This window comes from Pseudoalteromonas sp. NZS11_1, assembly GCF_015864275.1.
GTDB lineage: Bacteria > Pseudomonadota > Gammaproteobacteria > Enterobacterales > Alteromonadaceae > Pseudoalteromonas > Pseudoalteromonas arctica.
Window position 1 is genome coordinate 254,296 of record NZ_JADYXK010000001.1, and the last position, 18,878, is coordinate 273,173.

An 18,878-nucleotide genomic window follows, 5' to 3' on the forward strand; every position below is an offset into this window, starting at 1 on the left:
TACTTTACGATCTTTCTCTATTCCTCGGAATATCTGACAAGACAACCCTTAAGCAATGAGGCAAGTCATGTCAAATACTACAAATAAAGCGTCACGCCGAGAAACTCGTGCTGCCGCGTCTGAATATATTTATAACTTAACGGGTCAACCGTTTCCAAATTCTCATAAAGTATACGTTGAAGGCACTCAACCTGGCGTGCGCGTTGGTATGCGTGAAATTACGTTAAGTGATACGTTTATTGGCGGCACAGATGAAAACCCTGTTTATGAGTCAAACGATCCGCTACGTGTTTACGATACGTCGGGCCCGTATACCGATCCTAATTTTGAACTAGACGTACGCAAAGGCTTACCAAAATTTCGTGAACAATGGATTGAAAGCCGTGGCGACACCGAGGTTTTAGAATCAGTGACGTCGCAATTTTCGCAGCAACGTATGGCGGATGAAGGGCTGGATCATATTCGCTTTGATCACCTTCCAAAAATTCGCCGTGGTAAAACAGGCAAAAACGTAACGCAAATGCACTACGCACGCCAAGGGATTATTACTCCTGAAATGGAATACGTAGCCGTTCGCGAAAATATGGGACGTGCAGAAATTCGTAAAGAATTATTAGCAGCGCAGCATAAAGGCGAGTCGTTTGGCGCGAGTATTCCTGAATTTATTACCCCAGAATTTGTACGCGATGAAATAGCCCGTGGTCGCGCTATTTTACCAAATAATATAAACCATCCAGAAACAGAACCTATGATTGTAGGCCGTAACTTTTTAGTAAAAGTTAATGCCAATATTGGTAATTCATCGGTTAGCTCATCTATTGAAGAAGAAGTAGAAAAAATGGTGTGGTCTACCCGCTGGGGCGCAGACACCGTGATGGACTTATCAACGGGACGTTACATTCACGAAACGCGTGAATGGGTTGTACGTAACTCGCCTGTACCTATTGGCACAGTACCGATTTATCAAGCACTTGAAAAAGTAAATGGTGTGGCTGAGGATTTAACGTGGGAAATTTTCCGCGATACGCTTATAGAGCAAGCCGAGCAGGGCGTTGATTACTTTACTATTCACGCCGGTGTATTACTTCGTTATGTACCAATGACGGCTAAACGTGTAACCGGTATTGTGTCGCGCGGTGGCTCAATTATGGCTAAATGGTGTTTAGCGCATCACAAAGAGAACTTTTTATACACACACTTTGAAGACATTTGTGAAATTTTAAAACAATACGATGTGTGTTTTTCATTAGGTGATGGCCTTCGTCCAGGTTCGATTGCTGATGCTAACGATGAAGCGCAGTTTAGTGAGCTACGCACATTAGGAGAACTGACTAAAATTGCGTGGAAGCACGATGTACAGGTATTTATTGAAGGCCCTGGTCATGTACCAATGCACATGATTAAAGCCAATATGGATGAGCAATTAAAGCATTGCGACGAAGCGCCATTTTATACATTAGGCCCGTTAACCACCGATATTGCACCAGGATACGACCATATTACCTCGGGTATTGGGGCGGCTCAAATAGCATGGTACGGCTGTGCAATGCTGTGTTATGTAACACCTAAAGAGCATTTAGGTCTGCCAAATAAAGAAGATGTTAAAGAAGGATTAATTACCTACAAAATTGCAGCGCATGCCGCTGATTTAGCAAAAGGGCACCCAGGCGCGCAAGAGCGCGATAACGCCTTATCAAAAGCACGCTTTGAGTTTAGATGGCATGACCAATTTAATATTGGTTTAGACCCTGACCGTGCTCGTGAATATCACGATGAAACCTTGCCGCAAGAATCAGGCAAAGTAGCTCACTTTTGCTCTATGTGTGGTCCTAAATTTTGCTCTATGAAAATTAGCCAAGAAGTACGCGATTACGCTAAAGGTTTAGAAACACGCGGTATTGATCCAAATGATGCTGGCGAGGCTATTGAAATCAAAATGGTTGATGTAGAAGCCGAAATGAAAGCTAAATCAGCTGAGTTTAAGCAAACAGGCTCAGAGATTTACCACAAAGCGGTATAGCTAAAAGTTAGATGCAGACGTAGGTGAGGTTTTATACCTCGCTTCTTTAAAAGTTGAAGAAGTGCGAGTGAATTCGCACCTACTAATAACTGCTTTGGAGGTTTTATGTTTTATAACATTGCTGTGGTGGGTTTTGGTTTAGCAGGGCGCTTAGCTGCCCTTGAGCTAAGTAAGTTGCATCATGTAACGGTGTTTGAAGCTGACGATGAGCAAACCCCAAATAGCGCCGGTAAAGTGGCTGCAGCAATGCTTGCGCCCTTGGCTGAGTCGGTATTGTGCGAGGCTGATTTAGCTTTAATGGGTCTTGATTCAATGAAGCGCTGGCCGGGTATTATTGCTGAACTTGAAAGTGACGTTTTTTTTCAGCAGCAAGGCACTTTGGTCATTGCGCACCAACAGGACAAAGGCGATTTACAAAGCTTTGCACAGCGTATAAAACCGCTAGCTGATCATACTGCCGAGCATATAAATGCTCAGCAAATTACAATGCTTGAACCTGAACTTGCAGCAGGGCGCTTTAATCAAGGTTTATTTTTACCCTGCGAGGGGCAAATAGATAACCAAGCATTTTATAAAGCCAGCTTTGCACAGCTCAACAAACGCAAAGTAAAGTTTGTATTTAATCAGCGCGTAACCATTAGCGACAACAAAATAAATAATCGACCATTCGATTACATTATTGATTGCCGTGGGCTTGGTGCTAAAAATACTCAAGTTGATAAACCGCTTAGAGGTGTGCGCGGCGAAGTAGCAAGGTTATACGCACCAGAGGTAAGTTTAACGCGACCAGTGCGTTTAATGCACCCGCGTTATCCAATTTATATAGCGCCTAAACCTAACAGTGAATATGTAATTGGTGCGACTGAAATAGAGTCACAAGACAATGGCGCCGCAACAGTGCGCTCAACTCTTGAGTTACTTTCAGCGGCTTATACCGTACACAGCGGGTTTGCCGAAGCACGACTACTTAGTATTCAAACCGGATTACGCCCCGCATTTAGCGATAACCGCCCAGAAGTATCACAAGTTGGTAATGTAATTAGCATTAACGGTTTGTATCGACATGGTTATATGTTGGCGCCGGCATTAGTGGCGCAAGCAGTTTCACGAATAGAGTGAGAGTAAAATGAACATTACAATTAATGGCAATGTGCTCACAATAAAAAGTAATAAGTTAATTAGCTGTTTGCATAATTTTGGTGCCACACCACCTTATGCGGTTGCCATTAATGGCGAATTTATTCCACAAAGTCAGCACAGTAACTATGTATTAAATGAAGGCGACAATATAGAGCTATTGTCGCCTATTCAAGGCGGATAAGGCTTATGCAAACTAAAGACTGTTTAACTATTTATGGAGAGCAAATAAAGAGTCGCTTATTAATAGGCTCTGCGCTTTATCCGTCGCCCGACATTATGACCCAATCGATAGTTGCCTCTGGGGCTGAAATAGTAACTGTGTCGCTTAGGCGCCAGCAAAGTGCTGCAGCCGGTGATGACTTTTGGCAGTTAATAAAAAATACAGGTTTAAAAATACTCCCTAATACTGCAGGGTGCCACAGTGTTAAAGAAGCGATAACGCTTGCAAAAATGTGCCGAGAGGTATTTGCCACCGATTGGATAAAGCTAGAGCTGATTGGCGATGATTACAATTTACAGCCTGACCCTTTTGCGCTACTTGAAGCCACAAAAATATTAATTAATGATGGCTTTAAAGTACTGCCTTATTGCACCGATGACTTAGTACTTTGCCAGCGCTTAAATGAGCTGGGGTGTGAGGTGCTTATGCCGTGGGGGGCGCCAATAGGTACAGGCAAAGGCTTGTTAAATAGCTATAATTTAAAAACTATTCGAGAGCGCTTACCTGATACCACACTAATAGTAGATGCAGGTTTAGGTTTGCCATCGCATGCCTGCCAAGCACTCGAAATGGGGTATGATGCGGTATTATTAAATTCAGCCATTGCAGGGGCGGGTTGCCCAATTACTATGAGCCGCGCATTTAAAGCCGCAGTTGAAGCGGGGCGCTTTGCATTCAAAGCAAAAGCGATGCCGGAAAAAGACGTTGCAGCCCCATCAACCCCAACAATGGGTATGCCATTTTGGCATCAGCAGTGAAGGAAAGAATATGAATAACGTAGTATGGACAATTGCCGGTTCTGATTCTGGCGGCGGTGCTGGTATTCAAGCTGATATAAAAGCAATGCAAAGTTTTGGTGTACATGGCTGCACGGCAATTACGGCGCTTACTGCACAAAATAGTTTAGGCGTAGAGGCTATTAATGCAGTGTCTACCGATATTATTGAATCGCAGTTACTAGCGCTTGAAAAAGACATGAAAGCCAAAGTGATAAAAATTGGCATGTTAGCCAATGTGCAGCAAATTCAGTTGATCAGCGAACATATAAGTCATTATAAAGCTAAATGGCCTGTGCCTCCCGTTATTGTATATGACCCTGTCGCTATTGCCTCAAGCGGTGACTTACTAACAGAAGAAGACACGGTAAGCGCAATAAAAGAATGTTTACTGCCGCTGGTGGATGTAATAACTCCAAATACACACGAAACACAGTTATTAACCGGTGTGTATTTAATTGGCCCGGCTGCAATAAAAGAAGCGGCTAATAAGCTGTTAAGCTGGGGCGCAAAAGCCGTTGTTATTAAAGGCGGACATTGGGATTACCCAAGTGGCTACTGCATTGATTATTGTATTGATAGTAATACGCAAAGTGGTGAAGAATATTGGTTAGGCAATCAAAAAATACAAACACCGCATAACCACGGCACCGGGTGTAGCATGGCTTCGGTAATTGCTGCATGTTTAGCTAAAGACTACCCATTAAAAGATGCCTTTATTTTAGCTAAGGCATATATAAACCAAGGGCTAAAACAGTCTGTTCGATACGGCGAGGGGATTGGACCGGTTGCTCAGACCTCGTTTCCCACTAATTTAGCTGACTACCCACAAGTAATTGAGCCAGGTAGCTGGCTGGGTGATGAACTAGATTTTGATGTGCCGCTTGATTTTAATATGGCTGCTGATTTTGCACCTTGTGAAACACAATCGCTGGGCTTATATGCGGTTGTTGATAGCACCGATTGGTTAGAAAAGTGCTTACAACAAGGCATTAAAACAGCGCAGTTACGTGTTAAAAATAAAACGCAAGACGAGCTTGATGGGCTCATTAAGCAAGCTGTTGAGCTGGGCAAGCAATACAACGCACAGGTATTTATAAACGACTACTGGCAGTTAGCTATTAAGCACGGTGCATATGGTGTGCATTTAGGGCAAGAGGATTTAGACATTGCTAATTTAGCCGCTATTAAAGAGGCTGGGTTAAGGCTTGGGCTTTCGACTCATGGTTTTTATGAAATGCTGCGTGCGCATAATTATCGCCCTAGTTACATGGCATTTGGCGCTATTTACCCAACCACAACAAAAGACATGACAGGTCAAATACAAGGTCTTGAAAAGCTCATTAAGTTTGTACCACTTATGCAAAGTTACCCAACAGTAGCAATAGGCGGTATAGATTTAAGCCGTGCTGAGCAGGTAGCTAAAACCGGCGTAGGCAGTGTTGCCGTAGTGCGTGCTATAACCGAGGCTGATAATTACGTAGAGGCTATAAACGCTCTGCAAGTAGCTATAAGCAGCACCGATTAATACTAACAAGGCTAATCTTAATATGGTCAGTAAAAGTGAATGAGCTAAGCGATAAAGAAACCCTACGATACAGCCGCCATTTATTGCTTGAAGAAGTAGGGCTTGAAGGGCAATTAACGCTTAAAACTTCAACGGTTGCGGTTGTTGGGGCAGGCGGGTTAGGTAGCCCAGTACTTTTGTATTTAGCTGCGGCGGGTATTGGAACGCTTATTTTAATTGACGATGATGAGGTAGAACTTTCAAATTTACAGCGCCAAGTGCTTTATAAAATAAACCACTTGGGGCAAAACAAGGTCGCCGCAGCGGGTAAAGTATTAGCGAGCCTGAATAATCAAATAGAAATAGTAACGCATTGCCAAAAGTTAGATGAGAGTAATGCAGCCTACATGCTAAAAGGGGCTGACATAGTACTTGATTGCTCTGATAACTTTAGTACTCGCTATAGTGTTAATCGTTATTGTATTGCTAATAAAACACCGTTAATTTCTGGTGCTGCATTGGCAGCTAAAGGGCAGTTAATGGGCTTTGATTTTAGGCAAAGTGATAGCCCGTGTTATGGCTGTGTTTTTCCACAAAGCGAAGCTACACCCGTTATAAATTGCAGTAACGCAGGGGTTATCAGCCCGCTACTGGGTGTGATTGGTTCTATGCAGGCGCAACTTACGCTCAATTTATTGCTGGGGCATGCAGAGGGGTGTGTGTTTATAACCTTTGATGCGCTTACTTTAAAACAACAACACTTTAAAGTGATTAAAGATTTAGAGTGTAAAGAGTGTGGTAAATAGGTTTTTGAGGGGCTTGTGTCTGTTATTACATGTGGCGTTAAAAAATTAAAAACGGCGCTTTTCGCGTGAGCAAGCTTCACGCCTACCGGTAAAGTTTGACGCTGTGGTTAAATTTGTTTGTAGACGGGCAGCTTGCTGGCGTGACGAGTAAAGCTCGTAATTTCTACGCCCGATGTCTTCTCATTTACATCTCTTTTGCTTCTCCTTGTGCAATAAGATCTTAAGTGATTTATTCACAAAGAGGTTAAGAGAGCGCTGCGCTTTAGAGAAGCTAGTGAATAGGTAAGCTATCAGTTATAAATATTAAAAGCGGCACTTCCCGCCTGGGCAAGCTTCACACCTACAAAACCAAAAAACCGCGTTTAAATAAACGCGGTTTTTTGATTTCTAATTAACGATTGATTTTAGTCGTTAATTTTTGCAAACGCAGTACCTAAGCGAGTAACCACTTCAGGTAATTGATCGTCCAGTATTTCCGCTTTATCAGCACCCCATGCAAGTACCACAGTAGAGCCTAATTTAAAGCGGCCCATTTCTTCACCTTTTTTAAGCGTGATGGCATTATCGCCAGTGGTTGGGTATTTCCAACTAAATACATCGCTACCTGCTGGTGGCGTGACAGTACCTGCCCAAATAGTTTCTATGCTGGCTACAATCGTTGCGCCAACAAGTACCATTGCAAGCGGACCAATTTCAGTTTCAAAAATTGCTACCACACGTTCGTTACGTGCAAACAAGTTAGGCACGTTTTGCGCTGTAAGTGGATTTACTGAAAATAAGTCACCTGGCACGTAAACCATTTTGCTTAGTGTGCCATCAATTGGCATATGAATACGGTGGTAATCTTTAGGCGCTAAATAAATAGTGGCAAACTTACCGCCTAAAAATGGTGTTGTGTCATCTTGTGAGCCGCCTAGTAGCGCTTGTAAGCTGTAATCGTGACCTTTAGCTTGTATTAGCTGTCCGTCAACAATATCGCCTAGCTGGCTGATTGCGCCATCCACTGGCTGAGTGATGATATTGCTATCTTCTACCATTGGGCGCATGCCGTCTTTTAAAGGACGAGTAAAAAATTCATTAAAGCTTTTATAATGAGCCGGATCTGGGTATTGCGCTTCGCTCATGTCTACTTTGTATTGCTTAATAAATAGTTTAATTAAAGTAGTTGTTAAAGCGCCCGCTTTTGCAGCAGCTAATTTACCTACTACGCGTGAAATAAAATGTTTTGGCATTGCGTACTGCATTGCGATTTTAAATTTGTCTAAACTCACAGTATTTATCCTAAATTATACGCGAGGCGCACGGGCGCCTGCACGGCCATCGGCCATTGTTTCTAAAATTCGGTGGTAGCTGTCAAAGCGCAATTGAGAAATTCTGCCATCGGCTACAGCTTCTTTAACTATGCAACCCGGATCGTTTAAATGTTTACAGTCTCTAAAGCGGCAGCCGCCTATAAATTCTCTAAACTCTTTAAAACACCACGTTACACGCTCAACATCTAAATGCCATAATCCAAATTCACGAATTCCTGGCGAGTCGATTAGGTTACCGCCACTTGGTAAATGGTGTAGTCGTGAAACTGTTGTTGTGTGCTGGCCTAAGCCGCTGTTTTCAGATACTTCTTTAGTTAATATTTCAGCGTTAGGCAATACAGTATTAACGAGGGTTGATTTACCCACACCACTTTGGCCAACAAAAATATTATTTTTATCAACAAGTACTTCTTTTAATTTATCAATACCATCGCCTGATATATTACTAACAAGGAGTACTTGGTAATCAAGTTTACGATAGATATCGAGAACTTTTTGTATTTCGCTAAGGCCTGCTTCGTCAATTAAATCGGTTTTATTGAGTACTAAAATTGGCTCAATACCCATATCTTCACAGGCTATTAAATAACGGTCGATAATACTAGGGGTAAACTCGGGTAATACAGCTGATACCATCAGTATTTGGTCAATGTTGGCAGCAATAACTTTTACACCGTCGTAAAAGTCAGGGCGGGTAAGTTGCGAACGACGCTCTTGCGTGGCTTCAATTACACCGGCTAAATCGCCTTCACTTACTTTGGCACGGCGAAACAATACTTCATCACCACACACTAAATTAGACACGGTACGGCGTATATTACAGCGCAGTACATCGCCATTTTCAGTTTCTACATCGGCGTGCTGGCCAAAACGACTGATCACAATTGCGCTCTCGACCTGACCTAAGTTATCGGTTTGCCATTCTTGCGCCCCTTTTTTAGCCGGTCTTGAGTCTGCGCTATTAATGCGCTTTTGGTGATTGGCCTTGATCTGACGCGATTGGCCTTTACTTAATTTTTTTTGTTTTGCCACTGGAGGCCTATAACCTTAGTTAAATGTCGCTTTTCCTAAAAAAAGCTTTAGCTCGACGGTTGATGCTAATATGATATATCGAAATGCGTTGGATCTAAAGGAAAGCACCGCTTAGGTAATTATGACTATTAATAAATCAAATTTAATTTGGCTCGATCTTGAAATGACAGGGCTCGAACCAGAGACCGATAAAATACTCGAAATTGCGACGGTTGTCACTGACGCAGACTTGAATATATTAGCCGAAGGGCCAACTATCGCTATTCATCAAAGTGATGAATTACTAAATGGTATGGACGAGTGGTGTACTACTCAGCATGGAAAGTCAGGTTTAACAGCGCGCTGTAAAGCAAGTACTTTCGATGAAGAGTATGCCGTTGCACAAACTTTAGATTTTTTAAAACAGTGGGTGCCTGCGGGTGTATCACCAATGTGTGGTAATTCAATTGGGCAAGATCGCCGCTTTATGAATAAATATATGCGCGAGCTTGAAGATTTTTTCCATTACCGAAATCTTGACGTAAGTACTATTAAAGAATTAGCACGTCGCTGGAAACCAGAAGTTCTTGCAAAAGTGAACAAAAAAGGCTCGCATCTTGCTCTGGATGATATTAAAGATTCGATTATGGAATTAAAAGTCTATAGAGAAAATTTCTTTAATTTGTAAAAAACACTTGCAAACACATCGGATTATTGTAGAATCCTGCCCCGCTCAAGACGATAACCCACGCGGGGTTAGTGTGTTTGAGTTGTTTTTATTGTGGTCATTTTATATCCATAATTAAAATGCGGTACTAGCTCAGTTGCTAGAGTGTTGAACGCGACTCGTCGCGCACCAACGTAAAATAACTGAAGAAGTGAAAATGCGGTACTAGCTCAGTTGGTAGAGCGCGACCTTGCCAAGGTCGAGGTCACGAGTTCGAGCCTCGTGTACCGCTCCAATTTCTAACCAAAAGAAATTGTAGTGATTAAAAGAAGTAAAATGCGGTACTAGCTCAGTTGGTAGAGCGCGACCTTGCCAAGGTCGAGGTCACGAGTTCGAGCCTCGTGTACCGCTCCAATTTCTAACCAAAAGAAATTGTAGTGATAGTAAATTAAGTAATGCGGTACTAGCTCAGTTGGTAGAGCGCGACCTTGCCAAGGTCGAGGTCACGAGTTCGAGCCTCGTGTACCGCTCCAATCATTTTATATCCTTTCAAAATTTTCTGTATTAAAAAATCATAATTTAAAATATCTCTCATCTACTTTATTCTATGTGTAATATTCAGCATTGAAGTTTTGATTATTAGAAATTATTACTTCGCGCGCCTAAGATTTACGTCTATAGAGTGGCGTATTTGGAATCTATGAGGGTATGACTGAAGAAAAACAGAGGTTAACATTTTAAACCGAGAAGCTTGTGTTAAAACAGCTCCCCTTGAATAGTCGCTATAATTTGCCTTGAGCCACCAGAATCACGATGCTCCCCCAAGTAAACACCTTGCCATGTACCTAACGCTAAATAACCATTTGAAATAGGAATACTTAACTCACAGCCTAACGTACTGGTTTTAATATGTGCGGGCATGTCGTCATCACCTTCATAATCGTGACGATAATAAGGTTGACGTTCAGGAACAAATTTATTGAAATGGCTTTCCATGTCCATACGAACAGTGGGGTCTGCATTCTCGTTTATGGTAAGACTTGCTGAGGTATGCTGAATAAATAAATGTAACAAGCCTATTTTGTAATTTGCCAGTTCAGGAAGTTGAGACAATATTTCGTCATCAATTATATGAAAACCTCGCGGGCGAGGTTTTAATGTAATTTGCTTTTGCTGCCAACTCATAGTTTATCGAAGCTAACTTCAATGTTTGCATTACCAGCGTCACAGCTAAATGGCATGATAATCTTTTTACCTTGGCTTTTATGAGTAATAGTATGACCCTTACCCGACACCACAATAGGCGTTGCCATATCAAAGTCGAAGCCTTTCTCGCCTAGTAAGTTTTTAGCACCGCCGGTTACCATGTTGGTTATCTCGCCAACCATGTCTGTTACTTCTTCATCTATACTATCTGGCCTTTCCCCAAGCATACGTTCCATAATGGTTAATGCTAGCCCTTCATCAAACGTAATTGAAAATGATCCGCGAGTTTGCGGGCCAACCATACCAATCAAACCTGATACATCACCACAGGCAATCTCATCAGTTTTAATGCGAGGTTTACCCGGTTTTAATTGAGTTTGAGCCATAGTGCTCAAAACATTAATTAAAGATGATAAAAACGGATTGATGAACTCTACATTCATAGTGGGTACTCTTAAATTGGGGCTAATAAATGGCTATATAGTATGAGTATAGCCACTAAGGATAATTTTGGGGGATTATGATGCTCTACAAGACTCACATTTGCCATGTGCTTCGATTGTTTGTCCAGAAACAACGAAGCCACCTTCAGCGGCTAAATTATTCAACTCATGAGAGATAACGGTCGAGTGCAACTCTTTAACAAATCCACAGGTATCGCAAATTAATAACTGTACAGGATGAATATGATCAAAATGATGGCACAGCATAAATGCATTTGTGCTTTCAATTTTATGAATAAAACCTAGTTCAGCTAAAAAGTCTAATGCACGATAAATAGTTGCAGGTTTAGCACCTGTTTCAGTTACTTTTAATTGCTCAAGCAAATCGTATGCACCAACACCACCTTGTGCACTGGCTAATAGACGAAATACTTTCTCGCGGATAGGCGTAAAACGCGCACCACGGTTGTCACAAACTTGTTTTGCTTTACTTACGAGTGATTCTATATTCATCATTACTCTTATCCTTATGCTACCGTGGTATACTAACATACTGTGTTGTAGTTGCAGCGTTTTTATTAAGCGCTTTTTACCTAGGAAACCCAGTAATGCACGAACTATTGGCTATATTTATTTTCTTTTTTGCGGTTATTGACCCCATTGGCACTGTCCCTGTATTTATTGCAGTCACACGTGGTGATGATGAGAAATTTAAACGTAAAGTTATATTTAAAGCGGTAGGCGTATCTGCATTAGTGCTCTTATTTTTTGTACTTGCAGGTGAGCAATTACTTAACGCAATTGAAATCCCACTTTCGGCTTTTCAAATAGCCGGCGGAATCATATTACTTATTTTTGCGCTTTCAATGATATTTGGTGAAAGTAAACCTGAAGCCGAAATTAAAAGTGTGCGCGATAGTACTGAAACCGCTATTTTTCCGTTAGCGATTCCATCTATTGCGAGCCCGGGCGCTATGTTAGGCGCCGTATTAATGACTCGTAATGAAGAGTATACCTGGGTTGAGCAGTTACTAACGTCTTCAATGATGCTTGCTGTATTAGCGGTTGTACTGGTTTTGTTATTGCTTGCAACGCATGTACATAAATTAATTGGTGACAGTGGTGCAAGTATAATAAGTAGAATTATGGGGCTTATTTTAAGTTCGGTTGCGGTTACCAATATTTTAAATGGCATAGCCCATTATTTTGGCTTGCAGGTGTTCTCTTAACATTGATGCCCGTTAGGCTTTTGTGTAAAATGCAGCGCCTTTTAAGCTGTGCTTAATAACTTTAATACCCTGAGGTTTGCTTTGAATAAATGTACTTTGGATAGACGCTTTTCTGTGGCACCAATGCTTGATTGGACTGATCGCCATTGTCGTACTTTTCATCGCAAAATGACTAAACATACTGTGCTTTATACTGAAATGATAACCACAGGAGCTATCTTATTTGGTCGAGGCGACTACTTACATTTTAATAAACACGAAGGCCCAGTGGCGTTGCAGCTTGGTGGCTCTGATCCTAAAGCGCTTGCGCAATGTGCAAAATTAGCCGGTGAGCGTGGTTATGACGAAATAAATTTAAATGTAGGTTGCCCGTCAGACAGAGTTCAAAATGGTCGATTTGGCGCATGTTTAATGGCTGAACCTCAATTAGTTGCGGACTGTGTTGCAGCAATGAAAAACGAAGTAAACATTCCTGTTACCGTTAAAACGCGCATTGGCATTGATGAGCAAGATTCGTATGAGTTTTTATGTGCGCTAATTGAAGCGTCCCATAAAGTAGGGTGTGATGACTTTATTATTCATGCTCGTAAAGCATGGCTCAATGGTTTAAGCCCAAAAGAAAATCGTGAAGTTCCACCGCTTGATTACCTACGTGTTTATCAACTTAAAAAAGATTATCCGCAACTCGATTTAAGCTTAAATGGCGGTGTTAAAACAATTGAGCAGAGCCTAGAACATTTACAACATATCGATGGTGTAATGATTGGGCGTGAAGCTTACAGTAACCCATTTATGCTCAATGACGTTGATGAGAAAATTTATGGTGATGCTGCAAACACACAATCACGCCACGACGTAGTGCGCTCAATGTACAGCTACATTGAAGAAGAAATGCGTTTGGGTGCTAATTTTTGGCATATTGCACGTCACATGCTCGGTATTTTTCAGGGGCAGCCTGGTGCACGAGGCTTTAGGCGCCACCTTTCTGAAAGTGGTCACGGGAAGCAAGCTGATTTATCGGTAATGGATAAAGCATTAAGCTTTGTACCAGAATAAAGCTAAGCTTTAAAAATTCTAAATTTAAGCCACTTTCGAGTGGCTTTTTTGATCCTAAAAATTAGTCAAAATCATAATTTATTGGCCAATTACACTCTATATTGTTCAGCTTGAAGTCACTAAAATTTAGATGGCTTATTATTTATCACCTTGATTTTAAGTGTTTTATTTTTGTTTTGATGGACTTGGCACAACTCTTGGAATCTTCTTGTTGAAATTAATTAAAAATCAACAGGAGAATACCATGGGAATATTTAACCGCGTAAATGACGTTATTCAATCAAACATTGTGGCTATGCTTGATAAAGCAGAAGACCCTGAAAAACTTTTAAACCTAATGCTTAACGACATGCAAGATGCGTTGAATGAGTGTCGTAGTACAGCTGCTGCTTTATTGTGTGAAGAAAAAATAATTAATCGTCAAATTGATACTAAAAAAACAGAATTAGCAGCTTGGCAAGTTAAGGCTGAACATGCGGTTGAGAAGGGCAGTGATGACCTTGCTAAGTCTGCCTTACTTGAAAAGCAGCGCGTTAACGAAAGCATTGAGAATAAGCAAACTCAACTAGAAACACTACAAGAGTCTATTGCAAAAATTAAGGTTGATTGTGAGCGTCTGCAGCAAAAAATGGCTATGGCCAAAACTAAGCAAGCTCAGTTAATGCAGCGTCATAATGTTGCTATTGCTAGAGGGCGAATCAGTACGCAACTACAAAGCGATAAAGTAGCTCATGCGTTGTCTCGTTTTGAACAAATAGAGCAGCGTGTTGAAGGTATTGAAGCTCAAGTAGAGGCTTATGAGCTGACTGATACAGCAAGCTCTACGAGTGCCCAAATTGAGTCGTTAGTTAAAAATGAAAAAATTGATGCTGAACTGGCTCGCTTAAAAGCGAACTTAAATACTAATTTAAAACACACTGCTTAGGAGATTGCTATGAACAGCTTTAATCGTCAACGAGGTTGGTATAAAGATACTCTAAATAAAAAAATATCAGGTGTTTGTAGTGGTTTAGCTCGTAGATTGGACTTTCCTGTATGGGCAACACGCGTAGTTACTATTTTGTTGTTTTTGAGTTTTCCGTTTGCAATTGCACTTGGTTATTTTATAGCGCATTGCTGCCTTGAAAATAAAGAGTATTAATACCAACAGGCATAAATATTTGAACAATTTAACAAATTAAATTACTTTATAACGTTGTTGAAAATTTTATGTAGAACAACTAGATATAAAAATTTTTGCCTAGTTATAGCGCAATTTTCTTATCGTTAAAGAGACCTCATATATAAGCCGGTTGGTATAAGGAGAATTACTATGAAAGCTTTGGCAGTATGTGTAATTATCTATTTATTACTGTTTACTGATTTAATAACGTTTGTGCAGATTGATTCTTGGCAGTTGCCGTTATGGATTGCTGATATTAGCTGGGCTGGGCTCGAGCTTGTAGGTGCTTTGGCCGCAATTGTTGCTGTAGTTGCTGTAGTGGCTTTAATTACTATGGGATTAGTTGGTGCGGGTGTAGTGGCATTAGCAGGGACTGTTTTAGCGCTTTTATTCGGATCTATAATGATTGCATGGCCGTTACTATTTGTTGCAGTGTTGTGCTGGCTTGTTGCCGATAACAAAAAAGTAGCCTCTTAATCCTTAATTTGACTGACTATTATAGGTTAACTATGTTAAATTTAGCCTGTAATTTAAAGTTCTCATAAGGATAAGAATGATGACGAAACTATGTTTTTCGATGGCTTCTGCATTAATATTTAGTTTTTTTTCGTCATCGTTGGCGGCGCACTCAGGGCACGATCATGGTTCTGATGTGGCTGTGCTCGAAATAACTAACGCGCAAGTTAGAGAGTTTTTACCTGGCAGTACTTCAACTGTAGGTTATTTAACGCTAATAAATCACAGTGGAGCCGCAGCAACTTTAACTAAGGCAACTATTGATGGCTTAGGGCGTGTTGAAATACACGAGCATTCACATGTAGACGGCATGATGAAAATGCAACAAGTTGAATCAGTTGAAATTAAAGCGCACGAAAGTGTCAGTTTTCAACCTGGCGGTTATCATTTAATGGTATTTGAACCACAAGAGCCATTAAAAGTAGGGCAAGAACGCAAACTCACGCTATATTTTAGTGACGGTAATCGCTTGTTCACTAATGCTCAAGTCGTGTCGCTTGAAGCGCAAGCTACGCAGTCAAAACCATCTACTCAACACGCTCACCATTAGGAGTACACATGTCGCAACACAAAGGAAAAATAGCAGGAATAGTTGTTTTACTGCTTATCATATTTTACGCAATTGCTGTTTATTGGAGCACTGAGCCTTCACGTTTTGATGTTGTTGCAAACGCCAAAGAGCAAGCGCAGCTTCGTAATGAAAAAATAGTTACGGGTTACGTAACTACTTCTACATTAATTACAGTAGCAAATACCTTACTAGATAAACCCGGTGGCTACTTATCAAATGATGTAATACCACCAAGTATTATTATGGATGATATGCCGGCGTGGGAATATGGCGCGCTAGAAATGGTGCGTGATTTATCGCTTTCTATGCGAAAAGATTTTAGCCGTTCGCAATCACAGTCTACGGAACATGAAGCACTTAAAAAGGCGCAGCCACAGTTTAATATAAGCTCTGAAGCATGGGCATGGCCAAGTGCTGAAGGTGAGTACCAAAAAGGTATTGACTACTTAATGGTATATCGTGGACAAATTGCTAACGAGCATGAGCGTGATAGTCAATTTTATGCACGAGCAGATAACTTACGTAGTTGGCTTAAAGAAGCTGAAAAACGTTTAGGTAGTTTAAGCCAGCGTTTAAGCGCCAGTGTAGGCCAAGAAAAAGTGAATACCGATTTAGCAGGTAATTCATCTAATAAACAAGCAACCCTTGCTCCACTGCAGCAACAAGTAAGAACGCCGTGGTTAGAAATTGACGACGTGTTTTACGAGTCGCGCGGTGCTACTTGGGCGTTACTACACTTTTTACAAGCGATAGAGTATGACTTTAATGATGTACTTGAAAAGAAAAATGCACGTGTAAGCGTTCAACAAATCATACGTGAACTTGAGGCAACTCAAGAAACAGTATGGAGCCCACTTATTTTAAACGGGAATGGTTTTGGCTATGTTGCTAACCACTCTTTAGTTATGGCAAATTATATTTCTAGAGCCAATGCGGCTTTAATCGAACTTAGCGAACTACTAGCTCAAGGATAAAAAATGAAAAAGTATTGTTTAGCAGCAGCCCTTTCAATGGCATGTTTAGCACCAGCAGCGCAAGCTGACACTTTACTAGGTTTATACGTAGGTGTTGATGGATGGAAGTCAGATAACGATGGCCAATTTTCTTACAAAAATAATGCATCTCAAGATTTTGATTTTGAAGATGAGACTTTTGTAAGTTACTACGCGGCGCTTGAGCACCCAGTGCCACTAGTTCCAAATATTAAATTAAAGTATACAGAACTTGAACTCAATGGTTATGCGGTTATTGATGATACGTTTAGCTTTAATGGAAGTAACTTTGCTAAAGGTAGAAAAGTAAATACGGTTAGTGATTTATCACATACCGATTATATTTTTTATTATGAGATTTTTGATAACGATTTAATCTCAATTGACTTGGGTTTAAACGCTAAGCAGTTCGATGGTGAAATTACAGTAGCGTATGATGATCAAGAAGAAGATATTTCTCAAACTGAAACTGTAGACTTCTCTGGTTTTGTTCCTCTTGCGTATGGCCGTGCTGAAGCAGGCTTACCTTTTACTGGCTTAAGTGTATTTTTTGAAGGTAGCTTTTTGGCTATTGACGACAGCAAAGTACAAGATTACCAAGTAGGCGTGGCGTGGGAACTTATTGATAACTTGGCAGTAGATGTTGCTGTTAAAGCCGGTTACCGCTCTATGATATTAGAACTTGATGATGTAGATGATATTACTACTGATATTGATGCATCTGGCCCATTTGCGGGTATTCAGGTTCATTTTTAATTAGTATTTTCTAATTAAACAAAGCGTGGCATATTATTTTATTGCGTGCCACGCTAAATCAAACTCACCCTCTAGCGCATTATTAATCAACTGCTTATAGACCTTATTGACAGGGAAATTAATGAGTTTAGATAGCTCATCACCTGTTTGAGTAAATTTGTAATAGCTTAATACCAAATCACTACTCTTTGCTTTTAACGTTACTTTTTGCGATAAAAATGAAAGGGTAAGCTCTTGCCCCGCTTTAAGCACTGCAGATTCAATTTCTTTTCTATACAGTAAATTAAGATCCATGAGCGTTAAAATATCAGGAAAGCTAATACCTGTTTTTCCTAAATTTAGAGATACTTTATTGCCTTTTCGTAGCAAATCAAACAAGGACGGTTTTTTGTAAAAGCCGAGTAATATAAAGTGGCTGTCGTCTTTTTCGTTATAGCCTGAGAGCGACACACATTTTTGCAAAGAGTCTGCTTCTCGCTGTGTCATATGCTTTAAAGTTTGTAGGCTTTTAATTGAAAACGTACCAGGATTGAGTGTTTCTCCTGTTAAAATTTTTGCCCATAAAATTTGCATTGATTCATTAGAAGTATCTTCACACAGAGCTATAAAATGCTCTACCCAATCAACATCGGGCTGTTTACTACTTGCTACATCAGGGCAAAACCCCATAGCCATTGCTAAAATTGATTCTATATTTTGTTGTTGTTTAATAAGTAATAAATCTTGGCGTTTTTGAGCGCGAGCTAAAACAGAGTTTTCACTGTTAATATGATAAAGCGGCTTAATTTGGCCCTTAATATCGTAACTTTGCTCGTTAGTAGGTAGTACACCGTTACTACCTACTTTTGTTATAGGATAACCAAGTAAGGATTCGATGATGTTGGCAAGATTAATTCTCGCCTGTGCTGTTTTGACTGTCATGACTGTGCATTATCCTTTGTGGATCACTAAGCTGTGCAACAGTTTGAAGGTTATTTAACCCCAGTGAAACTGTATTACTGAGTACGTACTCGCTTAAAATTGCAGTGTAACCAGATATTAAAGGAGCAGTTGTTTGACCTTTAATATTACATATTAACGTAACTATACCGTTTTGCTCGCTAAGGTTAAATGTACCTCTAATAATATGTTCAGCATTTAAAAGTATGTTGAAGCTGACTTTATTTTGGCTTACCGAAGTTATGATCATTTCACCATACCCCCATTTTCCTTTCCAAGACTGATGAGCCCCTAGGCCAGAACTGGGTTCGCCCAAAGTAAAACGTATGCTGGGGTCTACTTTTTCCCATGGAGACCATTTTTGCCATTGGCTAAAGTCGGTGATAAGCGGCTTTATTACTTTAAGATTGGCATTAATTTCGATTGTTTTATTTACACTATAACTTTGAGGCAGTATTAGCCCTACCAGTGCCAATACTAATAGTAATAACAGTACGCATTTGATTAATATTTTTAATGGTTTAATAAGCACACCTTTTATTAGTTTT

The 18,878-nt window shown here is 40.5% G+C and carries 22 protein-coding genes and 3 tRNA genes; 18 read left to right on the plus strand and 7 right to left on the minus strand.

What is annotated here, in order from left to right; translation table 11 throughout:
* The first annotated feature begins 67 nt into the window (after window positions 1-67).
* The 6 genes from thiC (at window position 68) to I6F44_RS01035 (ending at window position 6,469) form a co-directional block, all read left to right on the plus strand.
* Entirely contained in the window at window positions 68-2,020 is a 1,953-nt protein-coding gene (gene thiC / locus I6F44_RS01010; RefSeq protein WP_121953670.1) for a phosphomethylpyrimidine synthase ThiC, read from the plus strand.
* Window positions 2,021-2,125: 105 nt separating this feature from the next.
* Entirely contained in the window at window positions 2,126-3,139 is a 1,014-nt protein-coding gene (locus I6F44_RS01015) for an FAD-dependent oxidoreductase (RefSeq protein ID WP_197173144.1), read from the plus strand.
* A gap of 7 nt (window positions 3,140-3,146) precedes the next feature.
* Window positions 3,147-3,341: a sulfur carrier protein ThiS gene (thiS, locus tag I6F44_RS01020; RefSeq protein WP_197173145.1), complete on the plus strand. Its 195-nt coding sequence runs from the start codon at window positions 3,147-3,149 to the stop codon at window positions 3,339-3,341.
* Between the two features lie 5 nt (window positions 3,342-3,346).
* Window positions 3,347-4,138: a thiazole synthase gene (locus tag I6F44_RS01025; RefSeq protein WP_197173146.1), complete on the plus strand. Its 792-nt coding sequence runs from the start codon at window positions 3,347-3,349 to the stop codon at window positions 4,136-4,138.
* Between the two features lie 10 nt (window positions 4,139-4,148).
* Window positions 4,149-5,684 (plus strand): thiamine phosphate synthase, encoded by a 1,536-nt coding sequence (gene thiE / locus I6F44_RS01030; RefSeq protein ID WP_197173147.1) that lies wholly within the window; start codon window positions 4,149-4,151, stop codon window positions 5,682-5,684.
* Between the two features lie 35 nt (window positions 5,685-5,719).
* The gene (locus I6F44_RS01035) at window positions 5,720-6,469 is read left to right on the plus strand and encodes a HesA/MoeB/ThiF family protein (RefSeq protein WP_197173148.1); all 750 of its coding nucleotides are present in this window, start codon (window positions 5,720-5,722) and stop codon (window positions 6,467-6,469) included.
* A gap of 404 nt (window positions 6,470-6,873) precedes the next feature.
* Here I6F44_RS01035 and asd read toward each other — a convergent pair whose 3' ends face one another.
* Entirely contained in the window at window positions 6,874-7,740 is an 867-nt protein-coding gene (asd, locus tag I6F44_RS01040) for an archaetidylserine decarboxylase (RefSeq protein WP_024606371.1), read from the minus strand.
* A 15-nt stretch (window positions 7,741-7,755) separates the two neighbouring features.
* Window positions 7,756-8,814, minus strand: a complete 1,059-nt coding sequence (gene rsgA / locus I6F44_RS01045) for a small ribosomal subunit biogenesis GTPase RsgA (RefSeq protein ID WP_024606370.1) — start codon at window positions 8,812-8,814, stop codon at window positions 7,756-7,758.
* 121 nt (window positions 8,815-8,935) lie between these two features.
* On the opposite strand from rsgA, the gene orn reads away from it, so the two are divergent.
* From orn to I6F44_RS01065, 4 genes are all read left to right on the plus strand, one after another.
* On the plus strand, window positions 8,936-9,481 hold the full coding sequence (gene orn / locus I6F44_RS01050) for an oligoribonuclease (protein ID WP_004336052.1): 546 nt from the start codon (window positions 8,936-8,938) through the stop codon (window positions 9,479-9,481).
* Window positions 9,482-9,679: 198 nt separating this feature from the next.
* Window positions 9,680-9,755, plus strand: a tRNA-Gly gene (locus tag I6F44_RS01055).
* A 43-nt stretch (window positions 9,756-9,798) separates the two neighbouring features.
* Window positions 9,799-9,874: transfer RNA gene (locus I6F44_RS01060), tRNA-Gly, on the plus strand.
* A gap of 43 nt (window positions 9,875-9,917) precedes the next feature.
* Window positions 9,918-9,993, plus strand: a tRNA-Gly gene (locus I6F44_RS01065).
* 223 nt (window positions 9,994-10,216) lie between these two features.
* Here the strand turns inward: I6F44_RS01065 and I6F44_RS01070 are convergent.
* The 3 genes from I6F44_RS01070 to I6F44_RS01080 all read right to left on the minus strand — a co-directional run bounded on the left by I6F44_RS01070 (window position 10,217) and on the right by I6F44_RS01080 (window position 11,622).
* Window positions 10,217-10,645, minus strand: a complete 429-nt coding sequence (locus I6F44_RS01070; RefSeq protein WP_197173149.1) for a secondary thiamine-phosphate synthase enzyme YjbQ — start codon at window positions 10,643-10,645, stop codon at window positions 10,217-10,219.
* On the minus strand, window positions 10,642-11,109 hold the full coding sequence (locus I6F44_RS01075; protein ID WP_197173150.1) for a chemotaxis protein CheX: 468 nt from the start codon (window positions 11,107-11,109) through the stop codon (window positions 10,642-10,644). Before I6F44_RS01075 ends, I6F44_RS01070 begins: the two co-directional genes overlap by 4 nt.
* A gap of 75 nt (window positions 11,110-11,184) precedes the next feature.
* Window positions 11,185-11,622, minus strand: coding sequence for a transcriptional repressor (locus I6F44_RS01080; protein WP_024599240.1), 438 nt, complete (start codon window positions 11,620-11,622; stop codon window positions 11,185-11,187).
* A gap of 95 nt (window positions 11,623-11,717) precedes the next feature.
* On the opposite strand from I6F44_RS01080, the gene I6F44_RS01085 reads away from it, so the two are divergent.
* The 8 genes from I6F44_RS01085 (at window position 11,718) to I6F44_RS01120 (ending at window position 17,391) form a co-directional block, all read left to right on the plus strand.
* Window positions 11,718-12,338, plus strand: a complete 621-nt coding sequence (locus tag I6F44_RS01085) for a MarC family protein (RefSeq protein ID WP_024589771.1) — start codon at window positions 11,718-11,720, stop codon at window positions 12,336-12,338.
* 123 nt (window positions 12,339-12,461) lie between these two features.
* Window positions 12,462-13,394, plus strand: coding sequence for a tRNA dihydrouridine(20/20a) synthase DusA (gene dusA, locus I6F44_RS01090; protein WP_231612776.1), 933 nt, complete (start codon window positions 12,462-12,464; stop codon window positions 13,392-13,394).
* 244 nt (window positions 13,395-13,638) lie between these two features.
* Window positions 13,639-14,319 (plus strand): PspA/IM30 family protein, encoded by a 681-nt coding sequence (locus I6F44_RS01095; protein WP_197173151.1) that lies wholly within the window; start codon window positions 13,639-13,641, stop codon window positions 14,317-14,319.
* 9 nt (window positions 14,320-14,328) lie between these two features.
* Window positions 14,329-14,535 carry a PspC domain-containing protein gene (locus tag I6F44_RS01100; protein WP_010554259.1) on the plus strand — a complete coding sequence of 69 codons (207 nt, stop codon included), beginning with the start codon at window positions 14,329-14,331 and terminating at the stop codon, window positions 14,533-14,535.
* 171 nt (window positions 14,536-14,706) lie between these two features.
* Window positions 14,707-15,033, plus strand: a complete 327-nt coding sequence (locus tag I6F44_RS01105; protein WP_010554260.1) for a hypothetical protein — start codon at window positions 14,707-14,709, stop codon at window positions 15,031-15,033.
* Window positions 15,034-15,112: 79 nt separating this feature from the next.
* A complete protein-coding gene (locus I6F44_RS01110) occupies window positions 15,113-15,622 on the plus strand; it encodes a copper chaperone PCu(A)C (RefSeq protein WP_442960262.1) in 510 nt (169 codons plus the stop codon).
* Window positions 15,623-15,630: 8 nt separating this feature from the next.
* The gene (locus I6F44_RS01115; RefSeq protein ID WP_010554262.1) at window positions 15,631-16,617 is read left to right on the plus strand and encodes a DUF2333 family protein; all 987 of its coding nucleotides are present in this window, start codon (window positions 15,631-15,633) and stop codon (window positions 16,615-16,617) included.
* Window positions 16,618-16,620: 3 nt separating this feature from the next.
* The gene (locus I6F44_RS01120) at window positions 16,621-17,391 is read left to right on the plus strand and encodes a TIGR04219 family outer membrane beta-barrel protein (RefSeq protein ID WP_197173153.1); all 771 of its coding nucleotides are present in this window, start codon (window positions 16,621-16,623) and stop codon (window positions 17,389-17,391) included.
* A 33-nt stretch (window positions 17,392-17,424) separates the two neighbouring features.
* Here I6F44_RS01120 and I6F44_RS01125 read toward each other — a convergent pair whose 3' ends face one another.
* Window positions 17,425-18,312 carry a TIGR03899 family protein gene (locus tag I6F44_RS01125; RefSeq protein ID WP_024594005.1) on the minus strand — a complete coding sequence of 296 codons (888 nt, stop codon included), beginning with the start codon at window positions 18,310-18,312 and terminating at the stop codon, window positions 17,425-17,427.
* Window positions 18,281-18,862, minus strand: a complete 582-nt coding sequence (locus I6F44_RS01130) for an SRPBCC family protein (protein ID WP_007580289.1) — start codon at window positions 18,860-18,862, stop codon at window positions 18,281-18,283. The genes I6F44_RS01125 and I6F44_RS01130 overlap by 32 nt, the downstream gene beginning before the upstream one ends.
* Between the last annotated feature and the right edge of the window lie 16 nt (window positions 18,863-18,878).